At 73.2% G+C, this 25,986-nt stretch carries 27 protein-coding genes; 12 read left to right on the top strand and 15 right to left on the bottom strand.

Translation table 11 applies throughout. The features are described 5' to 3' along the window. Nucleotides 1-6 precede the first annotated feature (6 nt). Entirely contained in the window at nucleotides 7-1,416 is a 1,410-nt protein-coding gene (locus FE374_RS10895) for an APC family permease (RefSeq protein WP_139929002.1), read from the bottom strand. Nucleotides 1,417-1,518: 102 nt separating this feature from the next. On the opposite strand from FE374_RS10895, the gene FE374_RS10890 reads away from it, so the two are divergent. Continuing rightward, nucleotides 1,519-2,043 carry a hypothetical protein gene (locus FE374_RS10890; RefSeq protein WP_139929000.1) on the top strand — a complete coding sequence of 175 codons (525 nt, stop codon included), beginning with the start codon at nucleotides 1,519-1,521 and terminating at the stop codon, nucleotides 2,041-2,043. A gap of 10 nt (nucleotides 2,044-2,053) precedes the next feature. On the opposite strand, the gene FE374_RS10885 is transcribed toward FE374_RS10890, so the two are convergent. Together FE374_RS10885 and FE374_RS10880 are read right to left on the bottom strand one after the other, a co-directional pair. Then, the gene (locus FE374_RS10885) at nucleotides 2,054-3,592 is read right to left on the bottom strand and encodes a sensor histidine kinase (RefSeq protein ID WP_168205665.1); all 1,539 of its coding nucleotides are present in this window, start codon (nucleotides 3,590-3,592) and stop codon (nucleotides 2,054-2,056) included. A gap of 71 nt (nucleotides 3,593-3,663) precedes the next feature. Further along, nucleotides 3,664-4,218, bottom strand: a complete 555-nt coding sequence (locus FE374_RS10880) for an SRPBCC family protein (protein WP_139928996.1) — start codon at nucleotides 4,216-4,218, stop codon at nucleotides 3,664-3,666. 73 nt (nucleotides 4,219-4,291) lie between these two features. Here FE374_RS10880 and FE374_RS10875 point away from each other — a divergent pair, with 73 nt between their 5' ends. Together FE374_RS10875 and FE374_RS10870 are read left to right on the top strand one after the other, a co-directional pair. Further along, the gene (locus FE374_RS10875; protein ID WP_139928994.1) at nucleotides 4,292-5,026 is read left to right on the top strand and encodes an alpha/beta fold hydrolase; all 735 of its coding nucleotides are present in this window, start codon (nucleotides 4,292-4,294) and stop codon (nucleotides 5,024-5,026) included. A 47-nt stretch (nucleotides 5,027-5,073) separates the two neighbouring features. Further along, entirely contained in the window at nucleotides 5,074-5,505 is a 432-nt protein-coding gene (locus FE374_RS10870; RefSeq protein ID WP_139928992.1) for a VOC family protein, read from the top strand. A gap of 1 nt (nucleotide 5,506) precedes the next feature. Here the strand turns inward: FE374_RS10870 and FE374_RS10865 are convergent, their stop codons facing one another. The 4 genes from FE374_RS10865 to FE374_RS10850 form a co-directional block, all read right to left on the bottom strand. Next, nucleotides 5,507-5,944 (bottom strand): protein-tyrosine phosphatase family protein, encoded by a 438-nt coding sequence (locus FE374_RS10865; protein WP_139928991.1) that lies wholly within the window; start codon nucleotides 5,942-5,944, stop codon nucleotides 5,507-5,509. A 13-nt stretch (nucleotides 5,945-5,957) separates the two neighbouring features. Further along, nucleotides 5,958-7,481 (bottom strand): ATP-dependent DNA ligase, encoded by a 1,524-nt coding sequence (locus tag FE374_RS10860; protein WP_139928989.1) that lies wholly within the window; start codon nucleotides 7,479-7,481, stop codon nucleotides 5,958-5,960. Between the two features lie 118 nt (nucleotides 7,482-7,599). Further along, nucleotides 7,600-7,878, bottom strand: a complete 279-nt coding sequence (locus tag FE374_RS10855; protein WP_179957308.1) for a hypothetical protein — start codon at nucleotides 7,876-7,878, stop codon at nucleotides 7,600-7,602. Beyond that, nucleotides 7,875-8,576: an RNA polymerase sigma factor gene (locus FE374_RS10850; RefSeq protein WP_230978261.1), complete on the bottom strand. Its 702-nt coding sequence runs from the start codon at nucleotides 8,574-8,576 to the stop codon at nucleotides 7,875-7,877. The genes FE374_RS10855 and FE374_RS10850 overlap by 4 nt, the downstream gene beginning before the upstream one ends. Before the next feature lie 98 nt (nucleotides 8,577-8,674). Here FE374_RS10850 and FE374_RS10845 point away from each other — a divergent pair, with 98 nt between their 5' ends. Further along, nucleotides 8,675-9,415 carry a hypothetical protein gene (locus FE374_RS10845; RefSeq protein ID WP_139928985.1) on the top strand — a complete coding sequence of 247 codons (741 nt, stop codon included), beginning with the start codon at nucleotides 8,675-8,677 and terminating at the stop codon, nucleotides 9,413-9,415. Nucleotides 9,416-9,469: 54 nt separating this feature from the next. On the opposite strand, the gene FE374_RS10840 is transcribed toward FE374_RS10845, so the two are convergent. Next, nucleotides 9,470-9,892, bottom strand: a complete 423-nt coding sequence (locus FE374_RS10840; protein WP_139928983.1) for a pyridoxamine 5'-phosphate oxidase family protein — start codon at nucleotides 9,890-9,892, stop codon at nucleotides 9,470-9,472. Between the two features lie 131 nt (nucleotides 9,893-10,023). On the opposite strand from FE374_RS10840, the gene FE374_RS10835 reads away from it, so the two are divergent. Continuing rightward, on the top strand, nucleotides 10,024-10,944 hold the full coding sequence (locus FE374_RS10835) for a DNA-3-methyladenine glycosylase family protein (protein WP_139928981.1): 921 nt from the start codon (nucleotides 10,024-10,026) through the stop codon (nucleotides 10,942-10,944). Nucleotides 10,945-10,956: 12 nt separating this feature from the next. Here FE374_RS10835 and FE374_RS10830 read toward each other — a convergent pair whose 3' ends face one another. After that, entirely contained in the window at nucleotides 10,957-11,646 is a 690-nt protein-coding gene (locus FE374_RS10830) for a response regulator (RefSeq protein WP_139928979.1), read from the bottom strand. Then, nucleotides 11,643-12,908 carry a sensor histidine kinase gene (locus FE374_RS10825; protein WP_139928977.1) on the bottom strand — a complete coding sequence of 422 codons (1,266 nt, stop codon included), beginning with the start codon at nucleotides 12,906-12,908 and terminating at the stop codon, nucleotides 11,643-11,645. The genes FE374_RS10830 and FE374_RS10825 overlap by 4 nt, the downstream gene beginning before the upstream one ends. Nucleotides 12,909-13,065: 157 nt before the next feature. Between FE374_RS10825 and FE374_RS10820 the strand changes: the two genes are divergently transcribed. From FE374_RS10820 to FE374_RS10810, 3 genes are all read left to right on the top strand, one after another. Next, nucleotides 13,066-13,494 (top strand): hypothetical protein, encoded by a 429-nt coding sequence (locus FE374_RS10820; RefSeq protein ID WP_139928975.1) that lies wholly within the window; start codon nucleotides 13,066-13,068, stop codon nucleotides 13,492-13,494. A 128-nt stretch (nucleotides 13,495-13,622) separates the two neighbouring features. Beyond that, nucleotides 13,623-14,831, top strand: coding sequence for a dipeptidase (locus tag FE374_RS10815; protein WP_139928973.1), 1,209 nt, complete (start codon nucleotides 13,623-13,625; stop codon nucleotides 14,829-14,831). Between the two features lie 134 nt (nucleotides 14,832-14,965). Further along, complete coding sequence (locus FE374_RS10810) at nucleotides 14,966-15,904, top strand: SMP-30/gluconolactonase/LRE family protein (protein WP_139928971.1); 939 nt, start codon at nucleotides 14,966-14,968, stop codon at nucleotides 15,902-15,904. A 40-nt stretch (nucleotides 15,905-15,944) separates the two neighbouring features. Here FE374_RS10810 and FE374_RS10805 read toward each other — a convergent pair whose 3' ends face one another. Beyond that, nucleotides 15,945-17,327, bottom strand: a complete 1,383-nt coding sequence (locus tag FE374_RS10805) for an FAD-binding oxidoreductase (protein ID WP_139928969.1) — start codon at nucleotides 17,325-17,327, stop codon at nucleotides 15,945-15,947. A gap of 310 nt (nucleotides 17,328-17,637) precedes the next feature. Here FE374_RS10805 and FE374_RS10800 point away from each other — a divergent pair, with 310 nt between their 5' ends. After that, a complete protein-coding gene (locus tag FE374_RS10800; RefSeq protein ID WP_139928967.1) occupies nucleotides 17,638-18,654 on the top strand; it encodes a PHP domain-containing protein in 1,017 nt (338 codons plus the stop codon). A gap of 84 nt (nucleotides 18,655-18,738) precedes the next feature. Here FE374_RS10800 and FE374_RS10795 read toward each other — a convergent pair whose 3' ends face one another. Then, nucleotides 18,739-19,359: a TetR/AcrR family transcriptional regulator gene (locus tag FE374_RS10795; protein ID WP_168205664.1), complete on the bottom strand. Its 621-nt coding sequence runs from the start codon at nucleotides 19,357-19,359 to the stop codon at nucleotides 18,739-18,741. Between the two features lie 733 nt (nucleotides 19,360-20,092). On the opposite strand from FE374_RS10795, the gene FE374_RS10790 reads away from it, so the two are divergent. After that, on the top strand, nucleotides 20,093-20,401 hold the full coding sequence (locus FE374_RS10790; protein WP_139928963.1) for a hypothetical protein: 309 nt from the start codon (nucleotides 20,093-20,095) through the stop codon (nucleotides 20,399-20,401). Here FE374_RS10790 and lhgO read toward each other — a convergent pair. Next, on the bottom strand, nucleotides 20,380-21,588 hold the full coding sequence (gene lhgO, locus FE374_RS10785) for an L-2-hydroxyglutarate oxidase (protein ID WP_139928961.1): 1,209 nt from the start codon (nucleotides 21,586-21,588) through the stop codon (nucleotides 20,380-20,382). The two genes, FE374_RS10790 and lhgO, sit on opposite strands and share 22 nt — an antisense overlap. Nucleotides 21,589-21,694: 106 nt before the next feature. After that, complete coding sequence (locus FE374_RS10780; protein ID WP_139928959.1) at nucleotides 21,695-22,639, bottom strand: NAD(P)H-dependent flavin oxidoreductase; 945 nt, start codon at nucleotides 22,637-22,639, stop codon at nucleotides 21,695-21,697. Between the two features lie 98 nt (nucleotides 22,640-22,737). On the opposite strand from FE374_RS10780, the gene FE374_RS10775 reads away from it, so the two are divergent. Next, nucleotides 22,738-23,640 (top strand): TIGR03619 family F420-dependent LLM class oxidoreductase, encoded by a 903-nt coding sequence (locus tag FE374_RS10775; protein ID WP_139928956.1) that lies wholly within the window; start codon nucleotides 22,738-22,740, stop codon nucleotides 23,638-23,640. Nucleotides 23,641-23,705: 65 nt separating this feature from the next. On the opposite strand, the gene FE374_RS10770 is transcribed toward FE374_RS10775, so the two are convergent. Next, nucleotides 23,706-24,776, bottom strand: coding sequence for a DUF932 domain-containing protein (locus tag FE374_RS10770; protein WP_139928954.1), 1,071 nt, complete (start codon nucleotides 24,774-24,776; stop codon nucleotides 23,706-23,708). Nucleotides 24,777-25,014: 238 nt separating this feature from the next. Between FE374_RS10770 and FE374_RS10765 the strand changes: the two genes are divergently transcribed. Next, nucleotides 25,015-25,986: an ABC transporter ATP-binding protein gene (locus FE374_RS10765; RefSeq protein ID WP_230978260.1), complete on the top strand. Its 972-nt coding sequence runs from the start codon at nucleotides 25,015-25,017 to the stop codon at nucleotides 25,984-25,986.

The following is a 25,986-nucleotide window of genomic DNA, read 5'->3' as shown; positions in this document are numbered from 1 at the left end:
CCGGTTTCACTCGCCGTGCGCGAGAGCCTCCGGCTCCCGGAAGTAGGTCTTCTTCGCCCGTACGCCCCGGTTCCACAGCCACGTCAGCACCCAGAGCACGAGACCGAGCGCGAGCATGCCGCCGGCGATCTGGTACTCGATGGGGTCCTGCGCCCACGGGCCGACGAGGAACGCGCACGTGAGCGCCCCGAGGTAGGGAAGCACCTTCGGCGCCCGGAAGTGTGGCCGGTCCACGGGACGGCGCCGCAGCACGATGACGGCGATGTTCACGACCGTGAAGACGGCGAGCAGCAGCAGAGCGGTGGTGCCGCCGAGCGCGGTGACGGTCTCGGTGCCCAGGAGGTTGGTGACCACGTAGATGAGCCCGGCGGCGATCACCGTGGTGAACACGATCGACGCCCACGGCGAGCGGCGCCCGGGCAGGACCTTGCCGAGCGAGCGGGGCAGCACGTCCTGGTGGGCCATGCCGTAGAGCAGCCGGCTGGCCATCATCATGTTGATCAGGGCCGTGTTCGCGACGGCGAACATCGACAGGATCGGGTAGACCGTCTCGACCGGCAGCCCGGGCGCGCCGACCCTGACCACCTCGAGCAACGGCGTCGGGCTCTCGGCCAGTGTGCCCACGGGCACCACGGCGACGGCGGCCACCGAGACCAGCACGTACACGACAGCGGTGATGCTCAGGCCGGTCAGCATCGTGCGAGGGAAGATTCGCACGGGGTCCTTGGTCTCCTCGGCCATGTTGACGGAGTCCTCGAAGCCGACCATGGAGAAGAAGGCCAGTGACGTGGCCGCGGTCAGTGCGAGGAAGACGCTCTTGTCCTCCGGGGCCTCGAAGACGACCACCCGGCTGAAGTCCACGTTGCCCTGGCCCATGGCCACGAACCCGACCGCGATGACGATGAGCAGCCCGGTCAGCTCGACCAGAGTGAGCACCACGTTGAACTTCAGGCTCTCGGAGACCCCGCGCAGATTGACGAGCGCCAGCAGCACCACGAACGCGACGGCGATCGCCGTGACGCCGCCCTGGTCCCAGTCGAGCCCGAACGCGACGATGAAGTTCTCACCCAGGAACTTTGAGGCGGTCGAGGCCGAGGTGATGCCCGAGCTGAGCACGGCAAAGGTGACGAGGAACGTCAGGAAGTGGATGCGGAACGCCTTGTGGCAGTACAGGGCAGCGCCCGCCGCCTGTGGGTACTTGGTGACCAGCTCGAGGTAGGAGAACGCGGTGAGCGTGGCGACCACGAAGGCGAGGATGATCGCGGCCCAGCCCGCACCACCGACCTCGCCGGCCACCGCACCGGTGAGCGCGTAGACGCCGGTTCCCAGGATGTCGCCGACGATGAAGAGCAGGAGCAGCTTGGGCCCGATGACCTTCTTCAGCTCAGGCTCGGTTCGCGTGGTGGTCGCGCTCATCCTCGAGCTCCCTTCAGCGGTCTTCACCGGAGCGTGGCGGCGCACGGTGCGCTCCGCAACCCGACACCGACGTCACGGTTGGTGACTCGCTGAGGAGTGGGCATGTCGAAGGGCAGGCGGGGCACGGCGGGCCGGGCGGGCCCCTTGGCGATCAGCGACCACAACCGCAACGATGCGGGAATGGAGTACCTCTCGGGCGAGGCGAAGGACCGCGTGCGGGCCATGAGCCTGTACCTGGTCGGCGCGCTCGTGGTAGTCGGCGTCGCGGTAGGGGTGTACGCCGTGGTCATCGGGTTCGATCGCGTGAGCCCCGCGGCGGTCGACGCGGTCGCCCGCACAGGCGACCCGCATGATCTCGTGATCCGGTACGTCGGCGGCTCGCCTGGGTGCGGCGACCCGGCGCGGATCCAGGTCGACGAGACGGCCGACGACGTGGTGGTCACCGCGTTCACGGTCGCGCGCCATGCCACCCGCCAGGGGTTCGGCTGCGACGACGTGGGGGTGCTCATGGTGCAGACGGTCCGGCTCGCGGCACCCCTGGACGGGCGTGAGGTGCGCGACGGTGCCCGGGACGGGGCCGCCGTCGTCGTCCACGACTCGCTGGCCGACCTGCTCGAGGCGAGCTGACCAGTGCGACTCAGCCCGGCACGACGACGGCGACGGACGTCCCGGCACCGGGGCGGCTCGTCACGCGCAGCTGGCCCCCGCAAAGGCGGGCACGTTCGCGCATCGTCTGCTGGCCGTGGGTGCCGGGCCGGACGACGGCCGGGTCGAAGCCGTCGCCGTCGTCGACGACGGCGAGCTCCACCTGCCGCGGACCGTGCGTGAGGGTGATGGTGACCCTCTTGGCCTGTGCGTGCTTGACGGCGTTGTGCAGCGCCTCCCCGGCGATCCGGAGCAGATGCTCGGTCGTGGCCGCGTGCAGGCCCAGGTCCCCGGTGGTGGGCGCAGCGACGTCCACGGCGACCCCGTCCCGGCGCGTGACCAGGTCGGCGAGGTCGCGCAGCGACCGGGTCAGGTCGACGGCGGTGGTGGCGGTCGGTCGCAGCTCGGTGAGCAGCTCGCGCATCTCGGTCGTGGCCTGCCGGGCCAGGTCGTCGAGGTCCAGGGCGGCGGCGCGGGCCCGCTCCAGGTCCGCGCTCTCGAGCGCGCGCTGGATGAGGTACGCGCGGGTCTGCAGGGCGAAGAGCGCGTGGTTGACGGAGTCGTGCAGCTCGCGCGCGATCCGCTGGCGCTCCAGCATCGCGGAGGCGTGCGACACCTCGTGCCGGAGCAGGTCGGCGCCGAGCGCGACGCCGGCCTGCTCGGCCAGCGAGGACCACAGCGCGAGCTCGGCCTCGCTGGGCGCGGTCAGCCGCTCGGGGACCACCACCACGAGGCAGCCGACCACCTCGCCGTCGTGATGCACGGGGAACTTCGCGGAGCCGACCCACTCGAGGTCGCCGACGGCCTCGGCCCACGACCGGGTCACGGGGTTGGCCGCCAGCCGGGTGCGGTCGTCGGCGAGGAAGCCGCTGCGCCCGCGCAGGAGGAGCGGCCCGGCGGGCAGGTCCGAGAGCCGGGCAGGGGAGGCCTCGACGGCCGCCTCGAGCGCGGCGGGCACCCCCTCGGTCGCCGTCAGGCGCAGCAGCCCGTCGCCGCCGGCGGTCAGCAGCAGCGCCGCCTCGGCGCGGGTGGCGGCCACGGCCTCACCGACCAGGGCGTCGAACACCTCGGCGGTGGACCGCCCCTGGGCGATCCGCACGGACCCCACACCGAGCTCGGCCGCCTCCCGCTGCGCCCGGCGCACGGCGGTCGTCTCGTGGAAGATCGCCGGGGCGAGCTCGACGCCGTCGACCTCGACGACGGTGCCCGACCACGTCATCTCCAGCTCGGTGCCGTCGTGCTGGATGACGGTGTTGGTGTAGAAGGCGGTGTCGCCCTCGCGCTGCTTGTGCTCCAGGGCCAGCAGAGGAGCCCGCTCGTGCTCGGGGAAGTGCAGGAGGTAGTCCCGGCCGCGCAGCTGCTCGAACGGCTCGCCGATGATCCGCGCGGCGGCGGGGTTGGCGTACGTCCAGGTGTGATTCTCCCCGGTGATGCAGACGCCGTAGCCGATGGTCTCGATGATTTCGACGAGGGCGTCCAGGCCGAGGGTGCGCAGGACCGACGCGCTGTCGGTGGGGGCCGGCTGGTTCACGGGGGCACTCTGCCACTGACCTGCGGGTTCGTCCGGAGAACGGCGGGCGCAGCTCGACGGCGCGCCAGCTGTTATCCCGCCGCGGTCCCGTCGTGCCCGGTGCCGAGGCGTACGGAGTAGGCGTCGCGCAGGTCCTCCCAGCCGTAGTCCATCGCGGCACGGCCGACGATCGGCGGGATCGGGTCGCCGTCGAGCAGCCGCGCGGCGACGACCAGGCACAGGTGCCAGCCCGCTGCCACCTGCGCCAGCCACTGAGGGCCCTCGACGGTCTGGGAGAGCGTCAGTCGCGTCCCGGGCGGCGTGGGCTGCAGCTCCCAGAGCACGGAGTCCTCGCCCCAGGTGTGGGCAAGCACGTGCGGGGCGTCGGCGCGAGTGACCGTCGCGGGCAGGTCCGTGGGGGTCTGGCCGTCGACCATCGTCAGGGTCGCCGGGCCGGTGGCGGCGAGGTCCCGGTCGGCGGTGTAGGGCGCCCACGCGCCGAGCCGGGCCGGTTCGGTGAGGACCGCCCAGACCTGCTCGGGACGGTGGGGGAGGTCGCGGACGAGCGTCAGCGTCCACCGCCCGTCGGCCTCGGCGCGGGAGCTGACCTCGGCGAGCGGACCCGGCTGGAAGTCTGCGGCGTTCATGACCCCAGGGTGCCACGCACAGGACGCCCGAAATGTCCTGACAGATGTCACCGGCACCGGGCAGGCTGCCGGTATGACCTCATCGCAGGAGCACCCCGAACCGGTGCACGTGGTCCTGGTGCCGGGCTTCTGGTTGGGTGCCTGGGCGTGGGAGCACGTCGTCCCGGACCTGGAGCGGGCCGGCCTGCGCCCGCACCCGGTAACACTGCCCGGCCTCGACGCGCCGTCCGCGGACCGTGCCGGCCTCACCCTCGCCGACCACGTCGCCGCCCTGCGTGAGGTCGTGGTCGCCCTCGACGGGCCGGTCGTTCTGGTCGGGCACAGTGGTGGCGCGGCGCCGGTGAGCGCCGTCGTCGACGCGGACCCGGAGCGGATCAGGCGTGTCGTCTACGTCGACGCCGGCCCGTTGCCGGAGGGCGCGGCCATCATGCCGGACCTCCCGGCCGACGCCGTCGACTGGCCGCTGCCGGAGTGGGCGGACCTCGAACGGGACGGCACCAGCGTGGCCGGCATCGACGAGGACGGCCTGGCCCGGTTCCGTGAGCGGTCGGTGCCCGAGCCCGCCGGTGTCGCGCGGGCGCCGTCGCACCTGAGCGACCCCCGCCGCAAGCAGGTGCCGACGACCGTGGTCTGTGCGTCGATGCCCGCACAGGTGCTGAGGACCGCTATCGACGAGCGGCAACCGTGGGCCGCCGAGCTGGCAGACCTGGCACACCTGGAGATCGTCGAGCTACCCACCGGACACTGGCCCATGTTCAGCCGGCCGGCCGATCTCTCCCGGCTCATCGTGGCGGCCGCGCGTCGCTGAGCCGCCCGCCCGATCACTCCCTACGTCCCACCACGAAGGAGCAGCACATGGACTGGACCCTCGAGGTCGTCGTCGTCCCCGTCAGCGACATCGACCGGGCGGTCGACTTCTACCACGACAAGCTCGGCTTCGACCTGGACCACCGCACCACCAACGAGCACATGGACGTCGCCCAGCTCACGCCCCGCGGCTCCGGGTGCTCGATCGTCGTCGGCTCCCTGCCGTCGCAGCGGGGGATGAAACCGGGCTCCCTGCACGGGGTGCAGCTGGTGGTGGCCGACGCGGCCGCCGCCCGGCAGGAGCTCGTCGACCGGGGCGTGATGTGCAGCGAGGTCACGGTCTTCGACGAGCGCGACGGTGGCACCTTCTTCGGTTTCACCGATCCTGACGGCAATACCTGGGCGGTCCAGCAGATCAAGGCGCGCGCCGACAAACCCCTCATCCCGCACGAGGCGCGGGGGCGGTTCGGCGCCGAGTGAGTCAGGTGAGCGAGCGAAGCCACCACCGCTGCCACGGCGTCTCGACGGCGCGCGGGTGGTAGCGAGCGCGCACCCACGCGACGGCCTCGCCCGGGGCGAGACCCTCCAGGACGGCGAACGCCGCCAGCGCGGTCCCGGTGCGGCCGACTCCGCCCCGGCACGCGACCTCCACCCGCTCCCCGGCGGTCGCGCGGCGGAGCGCCTCGCACAGCGCGTCGGCGGCGTCGGCACGGTCGAGCGGTACCCAGAAGTCCGGCCAGTGCACCCGCCGCGACGGCCACGGCGGCAGCGGACCTCGAGCCAGCAGGAGCGCGAAGTCCGCGGCCGAGGCACCGTCGCTGATCCGGCGGCCCCGCACCCGGGCGCCGGACGGGAGGGTCAGCAGCCCGGCGTCGTCCCCCCACGCACCCGGCTCGGGGCGCCGCGACGGGCCTCCCATCGGCGTCCTCTCGCTACGCGCTTCCGGCGATCGCCCGGACCGTCTCCACGCTGTCGGCCTCGTCGGCGCTCTTGTCGTCGCGGTAGCGCACCACGCGGGCGAAGCGCAGCGCCATGCCGCCGGGGTAGCGGCTGGAGCGCTGGATGCCGTCGAACGCGATCTCGACCACCTGCTCCGGCCGCACCGTCACCACGTGGCCGTGCCGTCCGGTCTCCAGGGCGAGGAACCGTTCGGTCTGCCAGGTGAGCATCTCGTCGGTCATGCCCTTGAACGTCTTGCCGAGCATGACGAACCCGCCCGCGCCGTCCCGGGCGCCGAGGTGGATGTTGGACAGCCAGCGCTGCCGCCGGCCGCTGCCCCACTCGACGGCCAGCACCACGAGGTCGAGGGTGTGCCTGGGTTTGACCTTCACCCACGCCGCTCCGCGCCGGCCCGCGTCGTAGGGCGCCTGAAGGTCCTTGATCACCAGGCCCTCGTGCCCGGCGTCGATCATCTCCTGGAAGAACGCGGCCACCTCGACGGGGTCGGCCGTGACCCTGCGCGGCACCAGGTGCGCGGCCGCCACGTCGGCCAGGACCGCGAAGCGCTCGTGTGCAGGGGCGTCGATGAGGTCACGCCCGTCGAGGTGGAGCAGGTCGAAGAAGTAGGCGGTCAGCGGCACCTCCTCCCGCAGCGCGGCGCCGTCGCGGCTCCCGGTCCGCGAGCCGGTCTCCTGGAAGGGCCGCGGGCGCCCGTCCGGCCCGAGCGCGACGGCCTCGCCGTCGAGCACGACGGCGTCCACCGGCAGCGCACGGGCCACCTCGACCACCTCGGGGAGGCGGTCGGTGATGTCGTCCAAAGAGCGGGTGAAGACGGCGACCTCGTCACGGTCCCGGTGCACCTGGATGCGGATGCCGTCGATCTTGCCGTCGGCGGCGGCGACGCGGCCGCCGACCTTGTCGAGCGCCGCGCCGACGTCGGGCGCGGTGGCGGCCAGCATGGGGCGCACCGGTCGACCCACCTCGAGCCGGAACTCCCCGAGGGCCTCCGCGCCGCCGGTCAGGGCCGCCGCGGCGATCGGCCCGGACAGGGCGCTGAACATCGCCGCGCGGCGCACCGTCGCCAGCGGGACGTCGGCGGCCTCGGCGATGGCGTCCAGCAGCAGCGAGTCCAGCGCGCCCTGGCGCAGCTCGCCGAAGAGCAGCCCGCGGAGGAACTGCTGCTCTGCGGTGGTCGCCGCCGTGAACAGCGCGGCGACGGCGGCGGCCCGGGCGGCCTGCGAGCCGGTGCCCGCCAGTGCCGAGATCCGCTCCAGTGCGGCGTCGACACCGACCGGGGTCAGGGAAGGGTTTGTAGCGGGCTCCGGCGGGTCCGCCAGACCGCGCCATCCGACTCCGGTGCGCCGTTGCCTTGGCCGGCCGGAGAGGTAGGAGGCGACGATCTCCACCTCGTCGTCGCCGGCGTCTCGCAGCGCACCGGCGAGCAGGGCACGCTTGGCCAGGCGCGACCGGGTGGCCGTCACCGCGGCGGACGTCTCGACCAGCTGGGCCAGGAGCACGGCACGATCATGGCAGTCAGCACCGACACGGCGCGCTCGGAAGCGGCCCTGGCTGACCGGCATGACCGACGACACCCATGCCGCGGCAGGTCGCAGCTACGGCTATGCTCGCCCGGCTTCAGGGGCTCTGCTGCAGCAGGCCGGCCCGTGCCACGGTCGGGTCCACGCCGTCCTCCTCGGCCACCAGCACGAGCAGCGACTCCGCCTCCTCCGCGCACGCCGGGCATCCGGCGAGGTGCAGGCGCATGTCCGGGAACGCCGTCGTGCGGGGCCGCTCCAGCACGGCCTCGACGAAGCGGTCCATGCGGTCGAAGCAGTCCTCGCAGGACAGCCACGGCTCGGTCGGGAGGGTGAGCTGGCGGACGGCGGAGCCGGTCAGCCGGCGGTCGGCGGTCATCGGGTACCTGCCTGGGAGGGGAGGAGATGGCCGGTAGCGGTGAGGTGTGCCCGGATCCGGCCGCGGGCGTCGTGCAGGGTCTTGTACAGGGCGCCGCGGGTGGTGCCGAGCCGCTCGGCGAGCACGTCGATGGGGACCTCCTCGACCAGCAGCGCGACCGCGACGCGGCGCTGGTGGGTGGTCAGCACCTCGTTCAGGGCTACCCGGACGGCACCCGCGAGGTCCCGGGCCTCGGCCAGCTCGGCTGGTCCGGGGCCGGGGTCGGCCCACAGGTCGGCGTCGTCCAGGCGGACGTCGCGGCCCACCCAGGCGCGGCGCCGCACCTCGGTCGCGGCCTCCAGGATCGCGAACTTGTAGGCCCAGGTGGTGAATCGGCTGCGGCCCTCGAAGGTGTCGAGCTTGCCGAGCAGCGCGGCCAGCGCGCCGTCGGCGGCCGCGTGGGCGAGCTCGTCCAGGACGACGGCGCCCGCTCCCGGCAGCCGGGCGGCCATGCGGTGCACCTGACTGCGGGCGGCGCGGAGCATCAGCTCGTGCAGGGCGCTGAGCGCCGCGTCACGCTCGGGCCCCGGGGTGGCGAGCGCCTCGGGCCATGCCTCGGCCTCGTCCCCGACCCGGGACCCGACGACCAGCTCCGTCACGACGTCCGAGGTGGACCCGGCGTCCGCGCCCCGTCCGGGCGGCACGTCCGTCAGAACCACGCCGGCCGGTAAGGATCCCGGCCCGCGTGACGCAAACCCAGGTGTCATGCGTCAGCGCCCCGTCTCGTCATCGAGCTCCACATGGAAGGACGTTCCTCATGCACACTACCCTCGCGGCGACCCGCCGCCACCCGCTCAAGTCGGCCTTCATCCTCTTCGTCGCCCTGCTCGTCGGATTCCTGGCCTGGGGGGTACCGAAGCTGGCGGCCGACGCAGCCCCCGCCCCCGCCGTCGCGGCCGCGAGCAACGGCCACGGCCAGGGGCACGGTCACGGAGCCCGGGCAGCGCTACCCCGGAACGCGGCCCAGATGGCCTTCCACGACCAGATGCGCAAGCTGTGGGAGGACCACGTCACCTGGACCCGGCTCGCCATCGTCACCTTCGCCGACGGCTCGGACTCGTTCCCGGCCACCGCCGGGCGGTTGCTGCAGAACCAGACCGACCTCGGCGACGCGATCAAGCCCTACTACGGCAAGGCCGCGGGCGACCAGCTCACTGCTCTGCTGCGCGACCACATCACCATCGCCGTCGAGATCCTGCAGGCCGTCGACGCCGGTGACGACGCCGCCTTCACCGACGCCAAGACCCGCTGGTACCAGAACGGCAACGACATCGCCGAGTTCCTCACCAAGGCCAACCCCAAGAACTGGCCCGCGGCGGCGATGAAGTCGGGCATGTCCGTCCACCTGGACCAGACGCTCGCCGAGGCGGCGCACGAGCTCTCCGGTGATTACGCGGCCAGCGTGGCCGACTACGAGGAGGCCCACCTGCACATGCTCGACCTGGCGGACACCCTCTCCAGCGGCATCATCGCCCAGTTCCCCAAGCAGTTCCGCTGAGCGGCACCCGGGCGTCGGTCCTGGCGAGGACGCCGGGGCCGGCGCTCGGGCGCGTCAGCCCGCCTCGGCGGGGGAGAAGTCGAACCAGCGGCCGTTGACGTCGCTCGGGGTGATCTCGATGTACACCGGCGACGTGATCTGCCGCCGGGTCCGCAGGGGGAGCTTCTCCGCCGCGAGGATCTCCGCCTCGGACTCCAGCCGGCGGGCCTGTCCGTGCATCACGACGCTGGTTGCCGAGTCCTCCTGCACCTTGTCGATCTCCACGGCCACCTGGTTGTTGATGGCCAGCTCCAGCAGCTTGCTGCCCTGCGTGGTGCGGACGTACAGCTTGCCGCCGTGGCTGACGTAGGTGACCGGGAAGATGTCCGGGCGGTCGTCGACGCTGACGGCGAGCCGGGCCAGGTCTTCGGACTCGACCAGCTCCCAGCACTGCAGCTCGGTGAGGGACTTGATGCGGTCGCCGTCGTCGTAGTCCATGCCTCATCATGCCCCGGCTGTGAGATCCGGCACAGGACGAAAGTCCGTTTTCGACCACACCTGATGACGAGTGGCGCGGCCGGCCGCGGTACGCGGGACGACGTGTCACCCCTGGCTCGTAGGCTGGAGCCGTGCAGGCCCTGGAGCGGACGTGGGTGCCGCCGTGGCCGTGCCCGGCGGGCCTGCTGCTCGGCGTCTTGCGCCACGGCGGGAGCGATCCGACCTTCCGTCGCGACGAGGACGGTGCCGTCTGGCGGGGCGTGCGCACCCCTGAGGGCACCGCGACCGTGCGCGTGGAGTCCCGCCCGCGCGACGGCGAGGTCCGGGCCACGGCGTGGGGCGACGGCGCCGCCTGGGTGCTCGACGCCGTCCCCGCCATGCTCGGGGCGTACGACGACGTCGCTCCCTTCCCCGCCCACCGCCACCCGGTGGTCGCCGAGCTCTGGCGACGCCACCCGCACCTGCGCGTCCTGCGCACCGGACTGGTGATGGAGTCGCTGGTCCCGGCGGTCATCGAGCAGAAGGTCACCGGGAGCGAGGCCTTCACCGGCTACCGCCGCCTCGTGCACCGCTTCGGTGAGCGGGCCCCGGGCCCGGGCGCCGAGCGGCACCTGTGGGTCGCGCCGGCACCCGCGACCCTGACGCGGATACCGTCCTGGGACTGGCTCCGCCTGCCGGTGGACCCGAGGCGCGCCCGCACGGTGGTCGGCGCCGCCCGGGTGGCACCGTCGCTCGAACGCACCCTGGCCGTGCCAGGCGACGAGGCCGACCGGCGGCTGCGGTCCCTGCCCGGCATCGGGGTCTGGACCAGCGCCGAGGTGCGCTCGCGCGCCCACGGTGACGCCGACGCCGTCAGCTTCGGCGACTACCACGTCGCCCGGGACATCACCTGGGCGCTGACGGGGGAGGAGGGCGACGACGCCATGCTCGCCGAGCTGCTCGAGCCGTTCCGCCCCCACCGCTACCGCGTGCAGCGGCTGGTCGAGGTCGCCGGGCTGCGCCACCCGCGCCGCGGCCCACGCATGGCCCCGCGCACGCACCTGCCGGTGTGACCTTCAGCCGTCCTATCGGTCGAGGCCGGCGGTCCCGGGCCGTCCGCCCGGCTCCACCAGCCCCGACTCGTAGGCGAACATCACGCCCTGGGCCCGGTCCCGCAGGCCGAGCTTGCGCAGCACGTTGGAGGTGTGGGTCTTGACCGTCGCCTCGCCCACCACCAGCTCCGCGGCGATCTCGACCGTGGAGAGGCCGCCGGCGATGAGCACCAGCACCTCGCGCTCGCGCGCGCTCAAGCTGGCCAGCTGCCGCCGGTGCGTTGGCGTGGGCGCGACTCGAGCGAAGCGGTCCAGCAGGCGCCCTGTGACCCGCGGCGAGAGCAGCGCGTCACCGGCCGCCACCGCGCGAATCGCGACGACAAGCTGCTCGGGCGGGACGTCCTTGAGCAGGAACCCGCTCGCGCCCGCCTGGAGCGCGGCGTCGACGTGGGCGTCCACGTGGTAGGTCGTCAGCACGATGACGCGCGGTGCGCCACGACGCCCGTCATCGAGCAGCCGCCGGGTGGCGGCGACGCCGTCGAGGGCCGGCATGCGCACGTCCATGAGCACGACGTCGACCCGGTACCGGTCGCACTGCTCGAGTGCCTCCCGCCCGTCGCGGGCCTCGGCGACCACCTCGATGTCGTCCTCCGCGTCGAGGATCAACCTCAGTCCGGCACGCACGAGCTCCTGGTCGTCGGCGATCAGCACGCGGACGCTCACCGGGCCGGCTCCACCGGGAGGTGCGCCCGGACCAGGAAGCCGCCGTCGTCGGTCGGACCGGTCTCGAGACTGCCGCCGAACATCGCCACCCGCTCACGCATCCCGATCAGGCCTCGCCCCCGGCCGGGCGGGCCGGGCGGGCCGGCCGCGGCGGGCGGGCCGGCGGGGCCGGGCTCGCCACGCTCGTTGGCCACCTCCAGCTCCACCGCGTCGCCCGAGTAGCGCACCCGCAGCGAGGTGGCCGCCCCGGGGGCATGTTTGAGGGCGTTGGTCACGGCCTCCTGGACGATGCGAAAGGCGGTCAGGTCCAGCCCCGGTGGCAGGCTGCGCGGGTCCCCTTCGACGTGCACGCTCACCGGGTGGCTCCGGACGACGGTCCGACGCAACCACGACCCGACGTCGGCCAGGCTCGGTTGCGGCCGCTGGACCTCTACGAGGCCGGGCGGTGGTCCCTCGGCGCCCATCGGTAACCGCTGTTGGGCCCGCCCTTCGGCGTGCTCCGGATGTGCCGCCCCGACGCCGGGTCGCGGATCGACGGCTTCGAGCAACCGGCGTACCTCCGCCAGCGCCTGGCGTCCGGAGTCCTCAATCGTGACCAGCGCGGCGTGTGCGCGGTCGGGGTCGCGCCGTAGCATGCGGCGGGCTCCGCCGGCCTGCAGCGTCATCAACCCGAGGCCGTGCGCGAGGATGTCGTGCAACTCCCGGGCGATGTGCCCACGTTCCTCGGCGACGGCGAGCGCCGCACTGCGCTCCCGCTCCCGCTCCAGCTCGGCGGTGAGCTGCTCGAGCCGAGCGGCGTAGGCACGCACCCGGGCGATCACCCGACCCGCCAGCCACGGTGCCGTCGCGAAGACGGCGATCGAGGCGGTCTCCTGCACGGTGGCGTCGGTGCGCAGCGCGAGAGCCGCCGGAGCCGTGCAGGCCGCGACCAGGCCGGCGAGGGCGCGAGGCAGCGGACTATGGGCGCCCACCGTGTACACGGCGATGAGCAGTGCCGCGAGCTGAGTCAGGAGCATTGCCGGTGCGACTATGATCGCCTGCGCTACCAAGGCGCCGGCCGCGACCAGCACCGCCGCGAGCGGGGCGCGGGCCCGCAGGACGAGGGCTGCCGGTACGAGGACGGCGAAGGGCAGCAGGTGCGTCCGTGCCCGGACGAGCTCGGTGTCGAGCGACGGGAGCAGCCACAGCTCGGCCTGTCCGAGCACCACCAGCGTGACTGCCAACGCCGTGGCCTGGGTGGTGGACGGGCGGAGCCGGGGCACGCGGCGACCGTAGCGTGCCCACGCACGCGGGGAACCCGATTTGCCGAGCGACGCCTCCGCTGCACGGTGGAGCCGTGCTCACCCGTGAGGGGGAGGCTTCCATCCGCCCGTCTTCCTAGGGTCGGCCCACGGATGCCATCGGCGAAGGGAAAGAGCGATGAGAACTGCGCGACGTGGCACTACATGGGCACGGGTGGTGCTCGTGGCTGTCGGGTGCCTCACTGTGGTCTTCGGCGCCTCACCGGCGTTCGTTGGAGACGGCACGGACGAGAGCCTGCTCGCGGCGACGTCTGGCGCGGGGATGGGCGTGCTGGTCATCGTGACCGCCCTGCTCGCGACCGGCTCTCGGCCGAGCCGGCTCGCCTGGATGGGGCTGTGGTACCTCCCGGTGTTCTTCGTCCTCCACCTGGTGGCCTTCCGGGCCTGGGTGCCGGACCTGCCGTTGCTGCTGCTCACCACGGTGACCTTGCTGGCGATACGCCCGGCCGTGTTCGCCGGCGCGCACCACCGGCGGCCGGCACAGGACACGCTGAACGGTCCCAACCCCGTCGCCGCGCCGGCCGCGGGGGCGCGCGGGACCCGCTAGACGCCCGGAGGACCACCATCCTCCTAGGGGCGACGGCGGACCCGTGCGCGGTGCGCTCGACCCTGGCGGCCGGGTGTCCGCATTGCCCCGGCGGCCTGGCGTCCGCACGCAGGAGCAGGATGGTGCCCATGACAGCCACCGACGCCCGCCGCGTGGTCGACGAGGTCCTCGCCGGCACCCCGCTCATCGACGGGCACAACGACCTCGCCTACGCGTTGCGGACCACCGCCGGGTACGCCGTCGACGGCCTCGATACGCACCGGCCCGGCCTGCACACCGACATCCCGCGGCTGCGGGCCGGCCGGGTGGGTGGGCAGTTCTGGTCGGTGTTCGTGCCCTCCACGCTCACCGGTGCCGAGGCCGTGCTGGGCACGGTCGAGCAGGTCGACGCCGTCCACCGGCTCATCGCCCGGTACCCGGAGAGCTTCGCGCTCGCCTGCACGGCGGAGGAGGTGCTCGCCGCGTTCCGCGGCGGGCGCATCGCCGCCCTGCTCGGCGCGGAGGGCGGGCACTCCATCGGCCGCTCGCTCGGGGCGTTGCGGATGCTCGCCCGGTTGGGCGTGCGGTACATGACGTTGACCCACAACGACAACGTGGAATGGGCGGACTCCGCTACCGACACCCCCGCCGTCGGCGGTCTGACGGACGAGGGGCGCGCCGTCGTCGCCGAGATGAACCGCATCGGCATGCTCGTGGACCTCTCCCACACCGCCGAGACCACCCAGCACGCCGCGCTCGACGTGGCGACCGCCCCGGTGATCTTGTCGCACTCCTCCTGCCGGGCAGTGTGCGACCACCCGCGCAACGCGACCGACGCCGTGCTGGAACGGCTGGCGACGAACGGGGGTGTGCTGCAGGTGACCTTCGTGCCCAAGTTCGTCTCCCCGGCGGCCGCGCGGTGGACCGAGGAGGCGCACGAGGCCCTGGGCGGGAGCGGCTGGCACTGGGCGCGGGCGCCCCGGGCGGGGGAGGTCCCGGCAGCTGTCGCGGCGGAGAACGTCGCCGCGGACCCCGAGGTGGTCTGGGCGCAGCGGCTGGTGGAGTGGGAGGCCGAGCACCCCCGCCCCCAGGTGGGGATCGACGACGTCGTCGCGCACGTCGAGCATGCCCGCGAGGTGGCCGGCGTCGGGCACATCGGCCTCGGCGGGGACTACGACGGTGTGGACCGCCTGCCCGACGGGCTCGAGGACGTCTCCGGGTACCCGCGCCTGCTGCAGGCGCTCGCGGACCGCGGCTGGTCGGGCGCCGAGCTGGCCGCGCTCGCGGGCGGGAACATGCTGCGCGTGCTGCGAGACGCCGACGACGCCGCCACCGAGACCATGTGGCCGCGCGCGTAGCTCTGCACCCAGAGGGCCGCGCCGCCCGCGCACAGACCCCCGAACCGGGGGCAACGGGCGACGTGGCGACGACCTACGCTTGACCGGTCATCCCGCCCGCCGGCGATGCGCCGGCACACCTGCAGGAGGTCGTGATGAAGCGACGCTTGACCGCCGTGGCCGCAGGAATCCTCGCGCTGACATTCGGCGCGTCGGCTCCGGCCACGGCCGACCACCGGCACGACACCCTCGAGAACCACATCGACCTGCCGAACGGGTTCCAACCCGAGGGCATCGCCATCGGGCGAGGCCCCACCGCGTGGGTCGGGTCCCTCGTCGACGGCGACATCTACGAGGCGGACCTGCGCACCGGCGAGGGGGAGGTAGTCGCCGAGGGCCCGGGCACGCCGTCGGTCGGGCTGAAGATCGACCGCGGCGGGCGGCTGTGGGTGGCGGGCGGCCCGGTGGGCGAGGGCCGCGTGGTGGACCCGCGCACCGGCACGACCCTGGCCACCTATGACTTCGTCGACGACGCCGCCCCGACGTTCGTCAACGACGTCGTGCTCACGTCCAGGGCCGCGTGGTTCACCGACTCCAGCCGGGCCGCCCTGTACCGCGTGGCGCGTGGCCACCACGGCGACCTCGCCGACCCGGCCCGCGTCACCGAGGTCCCGCTCGGCGGTGACTGGGTGCAGGTGCCGGGGCAGTTCAACGCCAACGGCATCGAGCAGACACCGGACGGACGGGCCCTGCTCGTCGTCAACACCATCCGAGGGGAGCTCTACCGGGTCGACCCCCGGACCGGGGAGGCCGACCGTGTCGACCTCGGCGGCACCAGTGTCCTCAACGGCGACGGGCTGGTCCTGGAGGGGCGCACGCTCTACGTGGTGGAGGGCCTCGACAACCGGGTCGCGGAGTTCCGGCTCAACCGGCAGGGCACCGAGGGCCGGTTCAAGGGATACCTGACCGACGACGACCTCGATTTCCCGTCCACGGCCGCAGCGTTCCGCGGCTCGCTGTATCTGGTCAACGCGCGCTTCTCCACGACACCCACACCCGACACGGCGTACTGGCTCACCCGCCTCGACCGCTGAGCTGCGCTGGAGGGCGCCCGTGCACCGGTCGTGACCGGGGTCAGGCGCTCGCGGCGGGGACGTTCTGGTTGACGTGGAACAGGTTCGTCGGGTCGTACGCCGCCTTCACCTGCCGCAGCCGCTCCCACGTGGGGTCCGGGTAGGCCGCGCGCACACGGTCGGCCCCCTCGCGGGCCAGGAAGTTCACGTACGCCCCGGGCACGCCCTGGTCGAGCTGGGCGGACAGCTCGTCCACCCACGCCTCGCGGGCGTCTCGCTGCTCCGGCCGGTCGACGAATGCGGCCACGTTGGCCATCATCGGAGCCGCCCGGTGCGCGTACGCCGTGGCGTCGGCCGGGGCGTCGGAGATGGCGCCGCCGAGCACCCGCAGCTGGACCGCCCGCATGGAGGCGTCGGACGCCTCGAGCCGCTCCAGGATGCGGGCAGCGAGCGGCTCGTCCACGTGGTCCAGGAAGAGCGTCCTGGCCGCGGCGACCGGGTGGTAGTCCTCCACCTCGGGCGGGAACATCGAGATGTAGGGCCCCGGCCGGACCAGGTCGGCCAGCGGCGGGGCGATCGCGCGAAGCCCGTCGATCACGCGGGTGCCCTCCTCGACCGGACCGGCCCAGGCCACGAACGCCAGCATGACGAGCCGGCCGTGCACGTCCGCCGGCACCATCGGCAGCGGCGGGCAGGGCATGACGTTGAGGATCGTGGTCAGCTCGCGCGGGGCGGCAGCCGCCTGCTCGAGGAACCGGCTGACGGCGGCTGGCGTGGCGGGCTGCACGAGGATGCCCCCGACGAACTCGCCCACCGGGTGCAGTCGCAGCGTGAACCGGGTGACCACGCCGAAGTTGCCGCCTCCGCCGCGGATGGCCCAGAACAGCGCGGCGTGGTGGGTGTCGTCGACCTCGAGCACCTCTCCGTCGGCCGTGACCACCTGCGCCGCGAGCAGCGAGTCGATGGTCAGGCCGTGCTTGCGTGAGAGCAGCCCGACGCCGCCACCGGTGACCAGGCCGCCGAGGCCCACGGAGCCGGTGTCGCCGAATCCGGTGGCCAGGCTGTGCTCGGACGTGGCGAGCGTGTACTCGGCGGCGGTCAGGCCGGCTTGGGCGGTGGCGGTGCGGGCTGCGGCGTCGATGCGCAACTCCTTCAAGAGGCGCAGGTCGAGCACGACGCCGCCCTCGACGGATCCGTGTCCGGCGTTGCTGTGGCCGCCGGAGCGCACGGCGAGTTCTAACCCGGTGTCACGGCTCAGGCGCACGGTGCGGACGACGTCGTCGACGCTCGCGGCGCGGACGACGACGGCGGGGCGGTCGTCGAACGCGCCGGAGACGATGGTGCGCGCGGCGTCGTAGTCGGCGTCCTCGGGCAGGACGATCGAGCCGTCGAGGACGTCACGGAGTCGTTCGACCTCGAAGAGGGCCGAGGCGGAGGTGGTCATCGGGGGTTCCTCTCGGGTGGAGGCATGTCCGGCGGGACACTCGTACGTCGTACGGGGGCCTGCCCGGTTCGACACCATGACGCGGCGCGGCGTCATCGGCGCCGGCGCGGTCTCTCGACCGACCGGGCAAGAGGGAAGACCTCCAGTGCGCCTCAGGTCGGGCCGTCAACGCAAGTGATTTTCACTCGGTGAGCGAGGCGTGATTCCTGATGCCCGGCACCCGCGTGCCGGCCTTGACCTCGACGCCGCCGCTCATCCGGCGGCGTCACTCACCCGGCGCGCGCACACCGGCGCCACTAGCGTCGACGCTGTGGACCCCGTCTCGGCGCTGCGGCGCGTGGCCTTCCTGCTCGAGCGCGAGCTCGCCGAGTCGCACCGGGTCAAGGCCTACCGGCGGGCGGCCCTGCGGCTGGCGTCCCTGTCGCCCGCCGAGATCGCCCAGCGGGTGCAGGCCGGCACGCTCACCCAGCTGCCCGACGTCGGCCCGAAGACCGCGGCCGTCGCGAGCCAGGCCGCCGCGGGGGACGTGCCCGACTACCTTGCCGAGCTCGAGGCCAGGGCCCAGGCGCCGCTCCTCCCCGGCGGCGAGACGGTGCGCGGCTGGCTGCGCGGGGACCTCCACGCCCACTCCGACTGGAGCGACGGCACCACCGCCATCGAGGAGATGGCGGCCGCCGCGGTCGCCGTCGGCCACGACTACCTCGCGCTGACCGACCACTCGCCCCGGCTCACCGTGGCCCGCGGTCTCAGCCCCGACCGGTTGCGCGAGCAGCTCGACGTCGTCGCGAACCTCAACGCGGAGCTCGCGCCGTTCCGCATCCTCACCGGGATCGAGGTGGACATCCTCGAGGACGGCGGCCTCGACCAGGAGGACGAGCTGCTCGCCCAGCTGGACGTCGTCGTCGCCAGCGTGCACTCCAAGCTGCGCATGGACGCGGCCGCGATGACCAAGCGGATGGTGCGGGCGGTGTCCAACCCGCGGGTGGACGTGCTCGGGCACTGCACCGGGCGCCTCATCACCGGTGGACGGGGGACACGGCCGGAGTCCCAGTTCGACGCGCCGGCCGTGTTCCAGGCCTGCCGCACCCACGACGTCGCCGTGGAGATCAACTCCCGACCCGAGCGGCGCGACCCGCCCACCCGGCTGCTGACGCTCGCGATCGAGACCGGCTGCCGGTTCTCCATCGACACCGACGCGCACGCGCCGGGACAGCTGGACTTCCTGGACTACGGCTGCGAGCGCGCGCAGGCGGCGGGCCTGACCCGGGACCGGATCGTCAACGCGCTGGCGGTGGACGAGCTGCTGGCCTGGACACGGGCCCCGTGAGCACGCGGCGGGACGCGAGCGGCGGGGGAGAGGCTCCGGGGTGAGGGGCAGGCTGGCCGAGCTGTACCGACCGGTCAGGCACCGCTAGGCCCGGACGGGGCCCCGAAGGCCGGCGGCCACCTCGTCGAACGCGGCGGCGACCAGGTCCGGCAGGGCCTGGCGGTTCGCCTCCGGGCGTGCCCAGATCCGCACCGACGCGCTGAGCGCGGACGCCGCAGTGGCCGCCGCCAGCCACGGGAAGACGTCGACGTCGGGATCCGTGCCGGTGCGGTCCGCGATCGCCGCGCGCAGGGACGCCTCCAGGTCGTCGTACTGCGCCACCCAGTAGGGCCGCAGCGCGGGGTGCTCGCGTTCGACCGCGAGCTTGTGGACCTCGAGCCGCAGCTGTTCCGGTGTGCGGGAGCCGACGTACGCGAGGAGGACGGCGCGCAGCGCGTCCGCGGGCGGCTCCCCGGCGGGGCGGGCAGCGAGGTCCTCGGCAAGCTCGGGAAGGTCCTGGCAGCCGGCCGTGGCGACCGCCTCCTCCTTGCAGGAGAAGTAGTTGGACACGGTCCGCGGGGAGACGAAGGCCAGGCGGGCGATCTCCTCGACCGTGACGTTGGCGAGCCCGTGCTCGATGGCGAGCGCGAGCGCCGCTTCTGCGATCGCCTCGCGCGTGAGCTGCTTCTTGCGCTCTCGCAGGCTCGTGTTCCCCGTCCTCGGCATGGCGGTCACCCTAAAAGGGAACAGCGGCGGCGCCATGGGGAATGAGCTCCCGATGGTTGACCTGGTTGCACCGCTGCAAGGGGCGAAGCGCGGGCGGCGACCGACGGTCTCGGCTGGAGCAGCGAGGGTGAGGCGGGGCCGAGGCGGTCCGCGCGTGGATGGGCGACGTGCGGCGGGCTGGCGATCCCCCGGGACGTCAACGACGAAGCCCGACAGCCGGGTTCGTGCGGCGGCGTTTCCACGGCTCGTGGGGCGGCCGCGGCGCCCTGGCAGCGAGGGGAGTTCACCCTGCCTCACCCTCCTGGATGAATGTGAGCAGTCTGAAATTCACCCGGCCCCGGGTATTTCCGGATCGGCAATGTTCTGACAGATTTCGGCCAACTGCCGCTTTCAACGGGCCCGCCGGTGCAGCGGGCGCGGCGGCTCGGGGGACGTCCCGCCGACCACGCGGGACGTCCCCCGGCGTGGGCCCGCACGCTCGCGGTGCGACCTCTCCGATCTGGCAGGCTGCCCTCGACCGTGTCTCAGGCAGCGACATGCTCCCGGTGCGGCGGCAGCGCCTGGCCGACGGTCAGCCCGCCGCCGTGCAGACGAGCCTGCTCGTCGCGGACCGGCTCCCCGGGCACCGTGCGGACGGACATTTCCGGATGGTTCGGACAAGGCCTGGCGCTGCGCCGAGAGCCGGGACTAAGGTCCCGAGAGAGTTCACCCGAGCGTCATACGGAGGTCACCGGTGACCTGGTCCCAGGGCAGATTTCGTCGTGGTTGGTTCGCGCTTCCCGCCCTCGCACGTCGCGGTTGGCTGCTGCTCGGGCTGGGAGTGGTGACGACCATGGTCGTCGGTGTGGCGGGGCTCGGCACGCCGTTCGTCTCCGGCGCTCTCGCCGTGCTCATGTGCTTCGCGCTGGTGCTCGGGCTGGTGACGCTGATGGAGGCGCCCGGCACGCCCGGCGGACGGGGCACGCCGGGGCGCCGGCTGGCGACCGGCGCGTTCGGCCGGGTGCCTGCCTCCTGGGAGTACTACGAGACTTTCGGCCGGTAACGGCCCAGCACATTCTCGGCGAGCATCTCCCCGATCGGCAGCGCCGACGTCGCCGCGGGTGAGGGGGCGTTCGCCACGTGCAGCTGCCGCGCGGTCTCGCGCAGCAGGAAGTCGTGCACGAGGCTGCCGTCACGCAGCACGGCCTGGGCCCGGATCCCGGCGGCGTGCGGGCGGAGGTCGGCGAGGGTGAGCGAGGGGCAGTACTTGCGGCACTGGGAGAGGTAGCCGGGGCGGTACAGGGAGTTCAGCACCTCGGTGGCACCCGTGCGCAGGTTCGCCCGGGCCACCTTCCACATGCCGGGGAAGGTGGCGTAGTCGGCGACGTCGCGCAGCGAGACCGCGCTCTTGCGGTAGCCCTCCCGGGCGAGACCGAGGACGGCGTTGGGTCCGACGGTGATCCGTCCGTCGATGGTCGGGCTCAGGTGCACCCCGAGGAAGGGCAGCTCCGGGTCGGGCACGGGATAGATGAGGTGGCGGACCAGCCCCGCACGGGAGGTGGGCAGCTCGTAGTACTCCCCACGGAACGGGATGATCCGGAAGTCGGGAGCGAGCCCGCCGAGGCGGGCCACGCGGTCGGCCTGCAGGCCGGCGCAGGCCACGAGGCGGCCGGCGCGGTGGTTCCCGCCCGGGGTGAGGACAGTGACGCCGTCGTCGTCCTCCACGATGCCGGTCACCGCGACGCCGGTCAGGATCTCCCCGCCCGCCGCGCGGACGTCGTCGGCCATCGCCTCGGCGACCAGCCGGTAGTCGACGACGCCGGTGCTGGGCACGAGCAGCGCCTCGCGTCCCGCGACGTTCGGCTCGAGCTCGCGAAGGCGCGCAGCGCTGACCGGCTCTACCTCGATGCCGTTCTCGCCGGCACGGAGGCGAAGGTCGTGCAGGCGGCTGACCTCGACCTCGTCCGTGGCCACCACGAGCTTGCCGATCGTGCGGTAAGGGATGCGGTGCTCGGCGCAGAACTCCTTGGTGGCCCGCTCGCCGGCACGGCACAGCCTGGCCTTGAGGGAGCCTGGCGCGTAATAGAGGCCGGCGTGGATGACGCCGGAGTTGTGCCCGGTCTGGTGGCGGGCGAGCCCGGCCTCCTTCTCCAGGACCAGCACCGATGCCCCCGGCCGGCCGCGCTGGAGGTGCAGCGCGGTGGACAGCCCGATGATGCCGCCCCCGACGATGACGTAGTCGTACGCCACGGGTCCTCCTCCTCACCGTGCCGAGCGTCGCCGAAGAGCTCGGGCCGATGTGGACGATTCTTCCCGGAGCCCGGGCGGCGCCGGCGCGAAATGCGGCCGAGAACCGTCAGGGCCGGTGGCGGGTCTCGGCTGCCCGGGCGAAGTCGGCGAGCACGGCCGCCGCCGGCCGCTCCTCCCGGAGCATGCCGACGCCCTGGCCGGCGTAGAGGTAGGCGACGTCGTAGTCGTGGGTGGCGCGCGCCCGGGCCAGCTGCTCCACGGCTTCCTCATCGTCGGCGAGCTCGTCGAGGCGGCCTTCCCAGGTGTCCAGGTAGGTGTTGCGCAGCGCGCGGCCGCCGAACTCGGGTGGCCAGGGGACCCGTGAGCCGACGTCGAACACGCGGCCGTACGCGGTGGCGGTGTCGGTCGCGGCGAACAGTGCGCGGCGGGCGTCCGGCGTGGTCGCTGCTTCCGGGCAGCCGAGGAACGCGGTGCCTACCCAGGCGCCGGCCGCCCCGGCCGCGAGCACGGCCGCGAGGCCTCTCGGTCCGGCGATACCCCCGGCCGCCAGCACCGGAACCTGCACGTGCTCGAGGACCGTCTGGAGCAGCGGCAGCGTGCCGACGTCGGCGCGGCCGTGGCCGCCGGCCTCCGCGCCCCGGGCGACGACGAGGTCGACGCCCGCTTGCTCGGCCCGCCGCGCCTCGTCGAGGTTGCCCGCTTGGGTGGTGACGGCGATGCCGGCGTCCTTGACCCGGCGCACATGTGGCTCGAACGTCCCGAAGCTCACGGAGACTAGCGCGGGGCGGGCGGCGATGGCGGCGTCGAGCAGGTCCGGCCGGCTCTCCAGCACCCACGCCATCAGCCCGATCCCGAAGCTGCGGCCGGCGGCTCGGGCCGTCGCGGCGTGCTCCTCGACCCAGTCCGGTGTCTGGGCGGCACCGACGCCGATCATGCCGAGCCCTCCCGCGGCGGACACCGCTGCGGCCAGCGGACCTTCGCCCGGGCCGGCCATCGGTGCGCAGACGACGGGCACGTCGAGGGCGAAGGCGTCCGTCAGCCACGTGCGCATCGTTGCTCCTTCACCTCGGATCCGGTTCCGTCGAGAGGCTAGCGCCGACCCCGCGCGGGGTCGCCCACCGCGCCCGGCGCCTGATGCAGGATCAGCACATGAAGATCGGATTCGCGTTGCCCGTCTCGGGCTCCTGGGCCACTCCATCCAACGTGGCCGAGCTCGCCCGGCGCGCCGAGGAGCTCGGGTACGCCTCGTTGTGGACCTTCCAGCGGCTGCTCGCGCCGGTCGGCTCGACGCTGCCGCCGGTGTACCGCAGCGTCCTGGACCCGCTGATGGTGCTCGGCTATGCCGCGGCCGTGACCGAGCGTGTCCGCCTGGGCACCGCCATCGTCAACATGCCGTACCTCGCACCGGCCGTGCTCGCCAAGCAGCTGGCCACCCTTGACGTCCTCAGCGACGGTCGGGTGGACGCCGGCCTCGGCCTGGGCTGGTCGCAGGAGGAGTTCGCGGCGGTCGGCACCGACTACGCCCGCCGGGGTGCCAGGGCCGAGGAGTACCTCGACTGCCTGCGGGCGCTGTGGGGACCTGACCCGGTGGAGCACGCGGGCGCCTTCTACCGCGTGCCACGCGCCAGCGTGCAGCCCAAGCCGGTGCAACGGTCGGGCCCGCCGATCCTGCTGGGAGCGACGTCCGAGCGGGCGCTGCGCCGCATCGGGCGGCTCGCTGACGGGTGGATCAGCAACAGCCGGGCCGACCTCACCACCTTGGCCGCCCCGATCGCGCAGGTGCGGGCCGCCGCCCAGGCAGCGGGTCGCGACCCCGCGACCATGCGGTTCGTGTGCCGCGGGGTGGTGCGCGACGGCCCACGAACCCGCCCGCTCACCGGAAGTCTCGACGAGGTGCGGGCCGACCTGCCCGACCTGGCGGCCCAGGGCATGACCGAGGTGTTCCTCGACCTCAACTTCGACCCGAAGATCGGTCACCCGGACGCGGATCCCGCCGCGGCGATGCGGCGCGCGCACGAGGTGCTCGAGGCGCTGGCGCCCGACCCGTCCTGACGATGCGTCGGGCATCCCGGCGCACCGCTCGGCTCAGAGCGCGTAGTCACGCCCCGGGTGGCGGTTCACGCGTCGGCCAGCACGCTCTGCAGCGTCTTCCAGACGGTGCGGTCGAGCGCGGCATACCCGCCGGTCACCGCGCGGAGCATGTTCCGCTCGGGCCGGGAGGTGCCGCGCAACGGGCTGGCATGGTGCTCGTAGGTGTTGACCGCCTGCAGGACCGCATGGGCGGTCCCGCCCCATGGCTCCACCCGGTTGTCGTGGCGGTAGAGGGAGGCGAGGGACTCCCGCTTCCGCTCGGCGTACTGGCGTGCCTTCGCCGGCAGCTCCGCACCGTGCGGGCCGGTCATCGGCACCCAGGAGTCGAGGAACCGGTTCCATGTGCGCCGGTCCACCTCGATCTGGCACAGCCGGGCGACTTCGGCGGCGAACGCCTCCGCGGTGGTGTGGACCATGGCGAGCGCGCGGCGGGCGGCGTCGAGCTTGAGCCGGGAGCTGCGCGAGTGCCGGATCTTCAGGTCCTGCCCGCGCTCGCGCAGTGCCGCGTTGCGCGTGTTGTCACACACGACGTCGGTGACGGTGCGCTTGTAGGTGGTCGCCAGCGAGCCGTCGAGCGTGGTGGTGGCGAGCAGGTTGGGCCGGAACTCCACGCCCTCAGGCGTCGTGATGGACTCCGGCACGCTCACCTCCACCCAGGCGATCGCGCCGTCGCGCAGCAGGCCCGCGGAGCTGACCGACAGCGAGTCATCGAGGATGTTGCCCAGCGACGTGAGCAGGAACTCGGTGTATGGGTGTGGCACGTAGGCGTCCGTGAAGACGCCGAGCACCTTCCCGTCATCGCGGTCGGACCGCACGATGGCCTGCCGGCCGGGGACGGTCATCCACCGCATGGGCGCACCCTTGGGGCTCAGATGCGTCATCGTGCGCGCGTCGGCCGGCCGTTCGACCGCGATGGCGCGGGACTGCGCCTCCCAGCCGAAGAGCCGCCGGGTGACGTCCTCGACCGGGATCGGCCCGGGATAGTGGTTCGGCTCCGCGCCCTGTAGCTCCGCCCGGTAGTGCCAGGCCGTGCCGCGGTGCGCGGTGTTGCCGATGAGGGTGTGGGTGTTCAGCGACTGCAAGGTCTCTCTCGACATGGTCGTTGCCTCCTTGACCGCAGCCAACCCGATACCACTGACATCGCGCCTGCGCGCTGTGGACAGCGGCCGCTGCGGCAGTCGGCGACGGTGCCTCACGTCAAGCGAACGCAAACCCAACAGACCCTTTCCGTCTCATAACGGTTCGCGCATCGGGCGAAGGTCCAGCGCGGCGTGTCAGTGGCCTGTGACAGCATGACGATGCAGGTCGGGGATTCGGACGACGCGAAGGTGAACCGTGACGCGCGATGAGAGAGCGCCCAGGCTCGCAGGCGAGAACGTGCTCGTCGTCGAGGGGCTGGTCCGCCGGTACGGCGACCTGACGGCCGTCGACGGCGTCTCCTTCATGATCGCCCCGGGTGAGACCTTCGGCCTGCTCGGGCCCAACGGCGCCGGCAAGACGACCACGATCTCCATGATCGCCGGCCTCGTCCCGGCAGACGCCGGCACGATCACGGTAGCGGGCGAGCCGATGGGGCCGAACGCGATCGCCGTCAAGCGGCACATCGGCCTCGTGCCCCAGGACCTGGCGATCTACCCCGAGCTCACCGCCCGGGAGAACCTCATGTTCTTCGGCCGCCTGCAGGGCATGCGCGGCAAGGAGCTGACCGGCCGGATCGCCAAGGTGCTCGAGCTCATCGGTCTGACCGACCGGCAGAAGGACGCGACCAAGGAGTTCTCCGGCGGCATGAAGCGGCGCCTGAACATCGGCATCGGCCTGCTTCACCAGCCCGCGCTGCTCATCCTCGACGAGCCGACGGTCGGGGTGGACCCGCAGTCCCGCAACGCCATCCTCGAGTCCGTCGAGGCGCTGTCGGGGGAGGGCATGGCGGTGCTCTACACCACCCACTACATGGAGGAGGCCGAGCGCCTCTGCGACCGGATCGCCATCATCGACTCCGGCCAGATCCAGGCAGAAGGCACCCAGGACGAGCTCATCCGCCTCACCGGTGGGGTGGACACCATCCGGCTGACCGGCTCGGGGGAGACGGCGGCGGCCGCGCACACGCTACGGATGCTGCCCGCCGTCGAGCGCGTCGACGCGGACCGGCGCACCCTGACCCTCACGGTCCACGAGGCGCCGACGGCGGTGGCAGGCATCGTCACGGGTGCCACCGGGGCGGGGATGGCCCTGAGCGACGTCGAGATCTCACGGCCGGATCTGGAGTCGGTCTTCCTGCACCTGACCGGGAAGGCCCTGCGGGACTGA

The organism is Georgenia yuyongxinii (assembly GCF_006352065.1).
GTDB lineage: Bacteria > Actinomycetota > Actinomycetes > Actinomycetales > Actinomycetaceae > Georgenia > Georgenia yuyongxinii.
The sequence above is the reverse complement of the archived record's forward strand: the minus strand, read 5'-3'. Positions and strand labels throughout refer to the sequence as shown.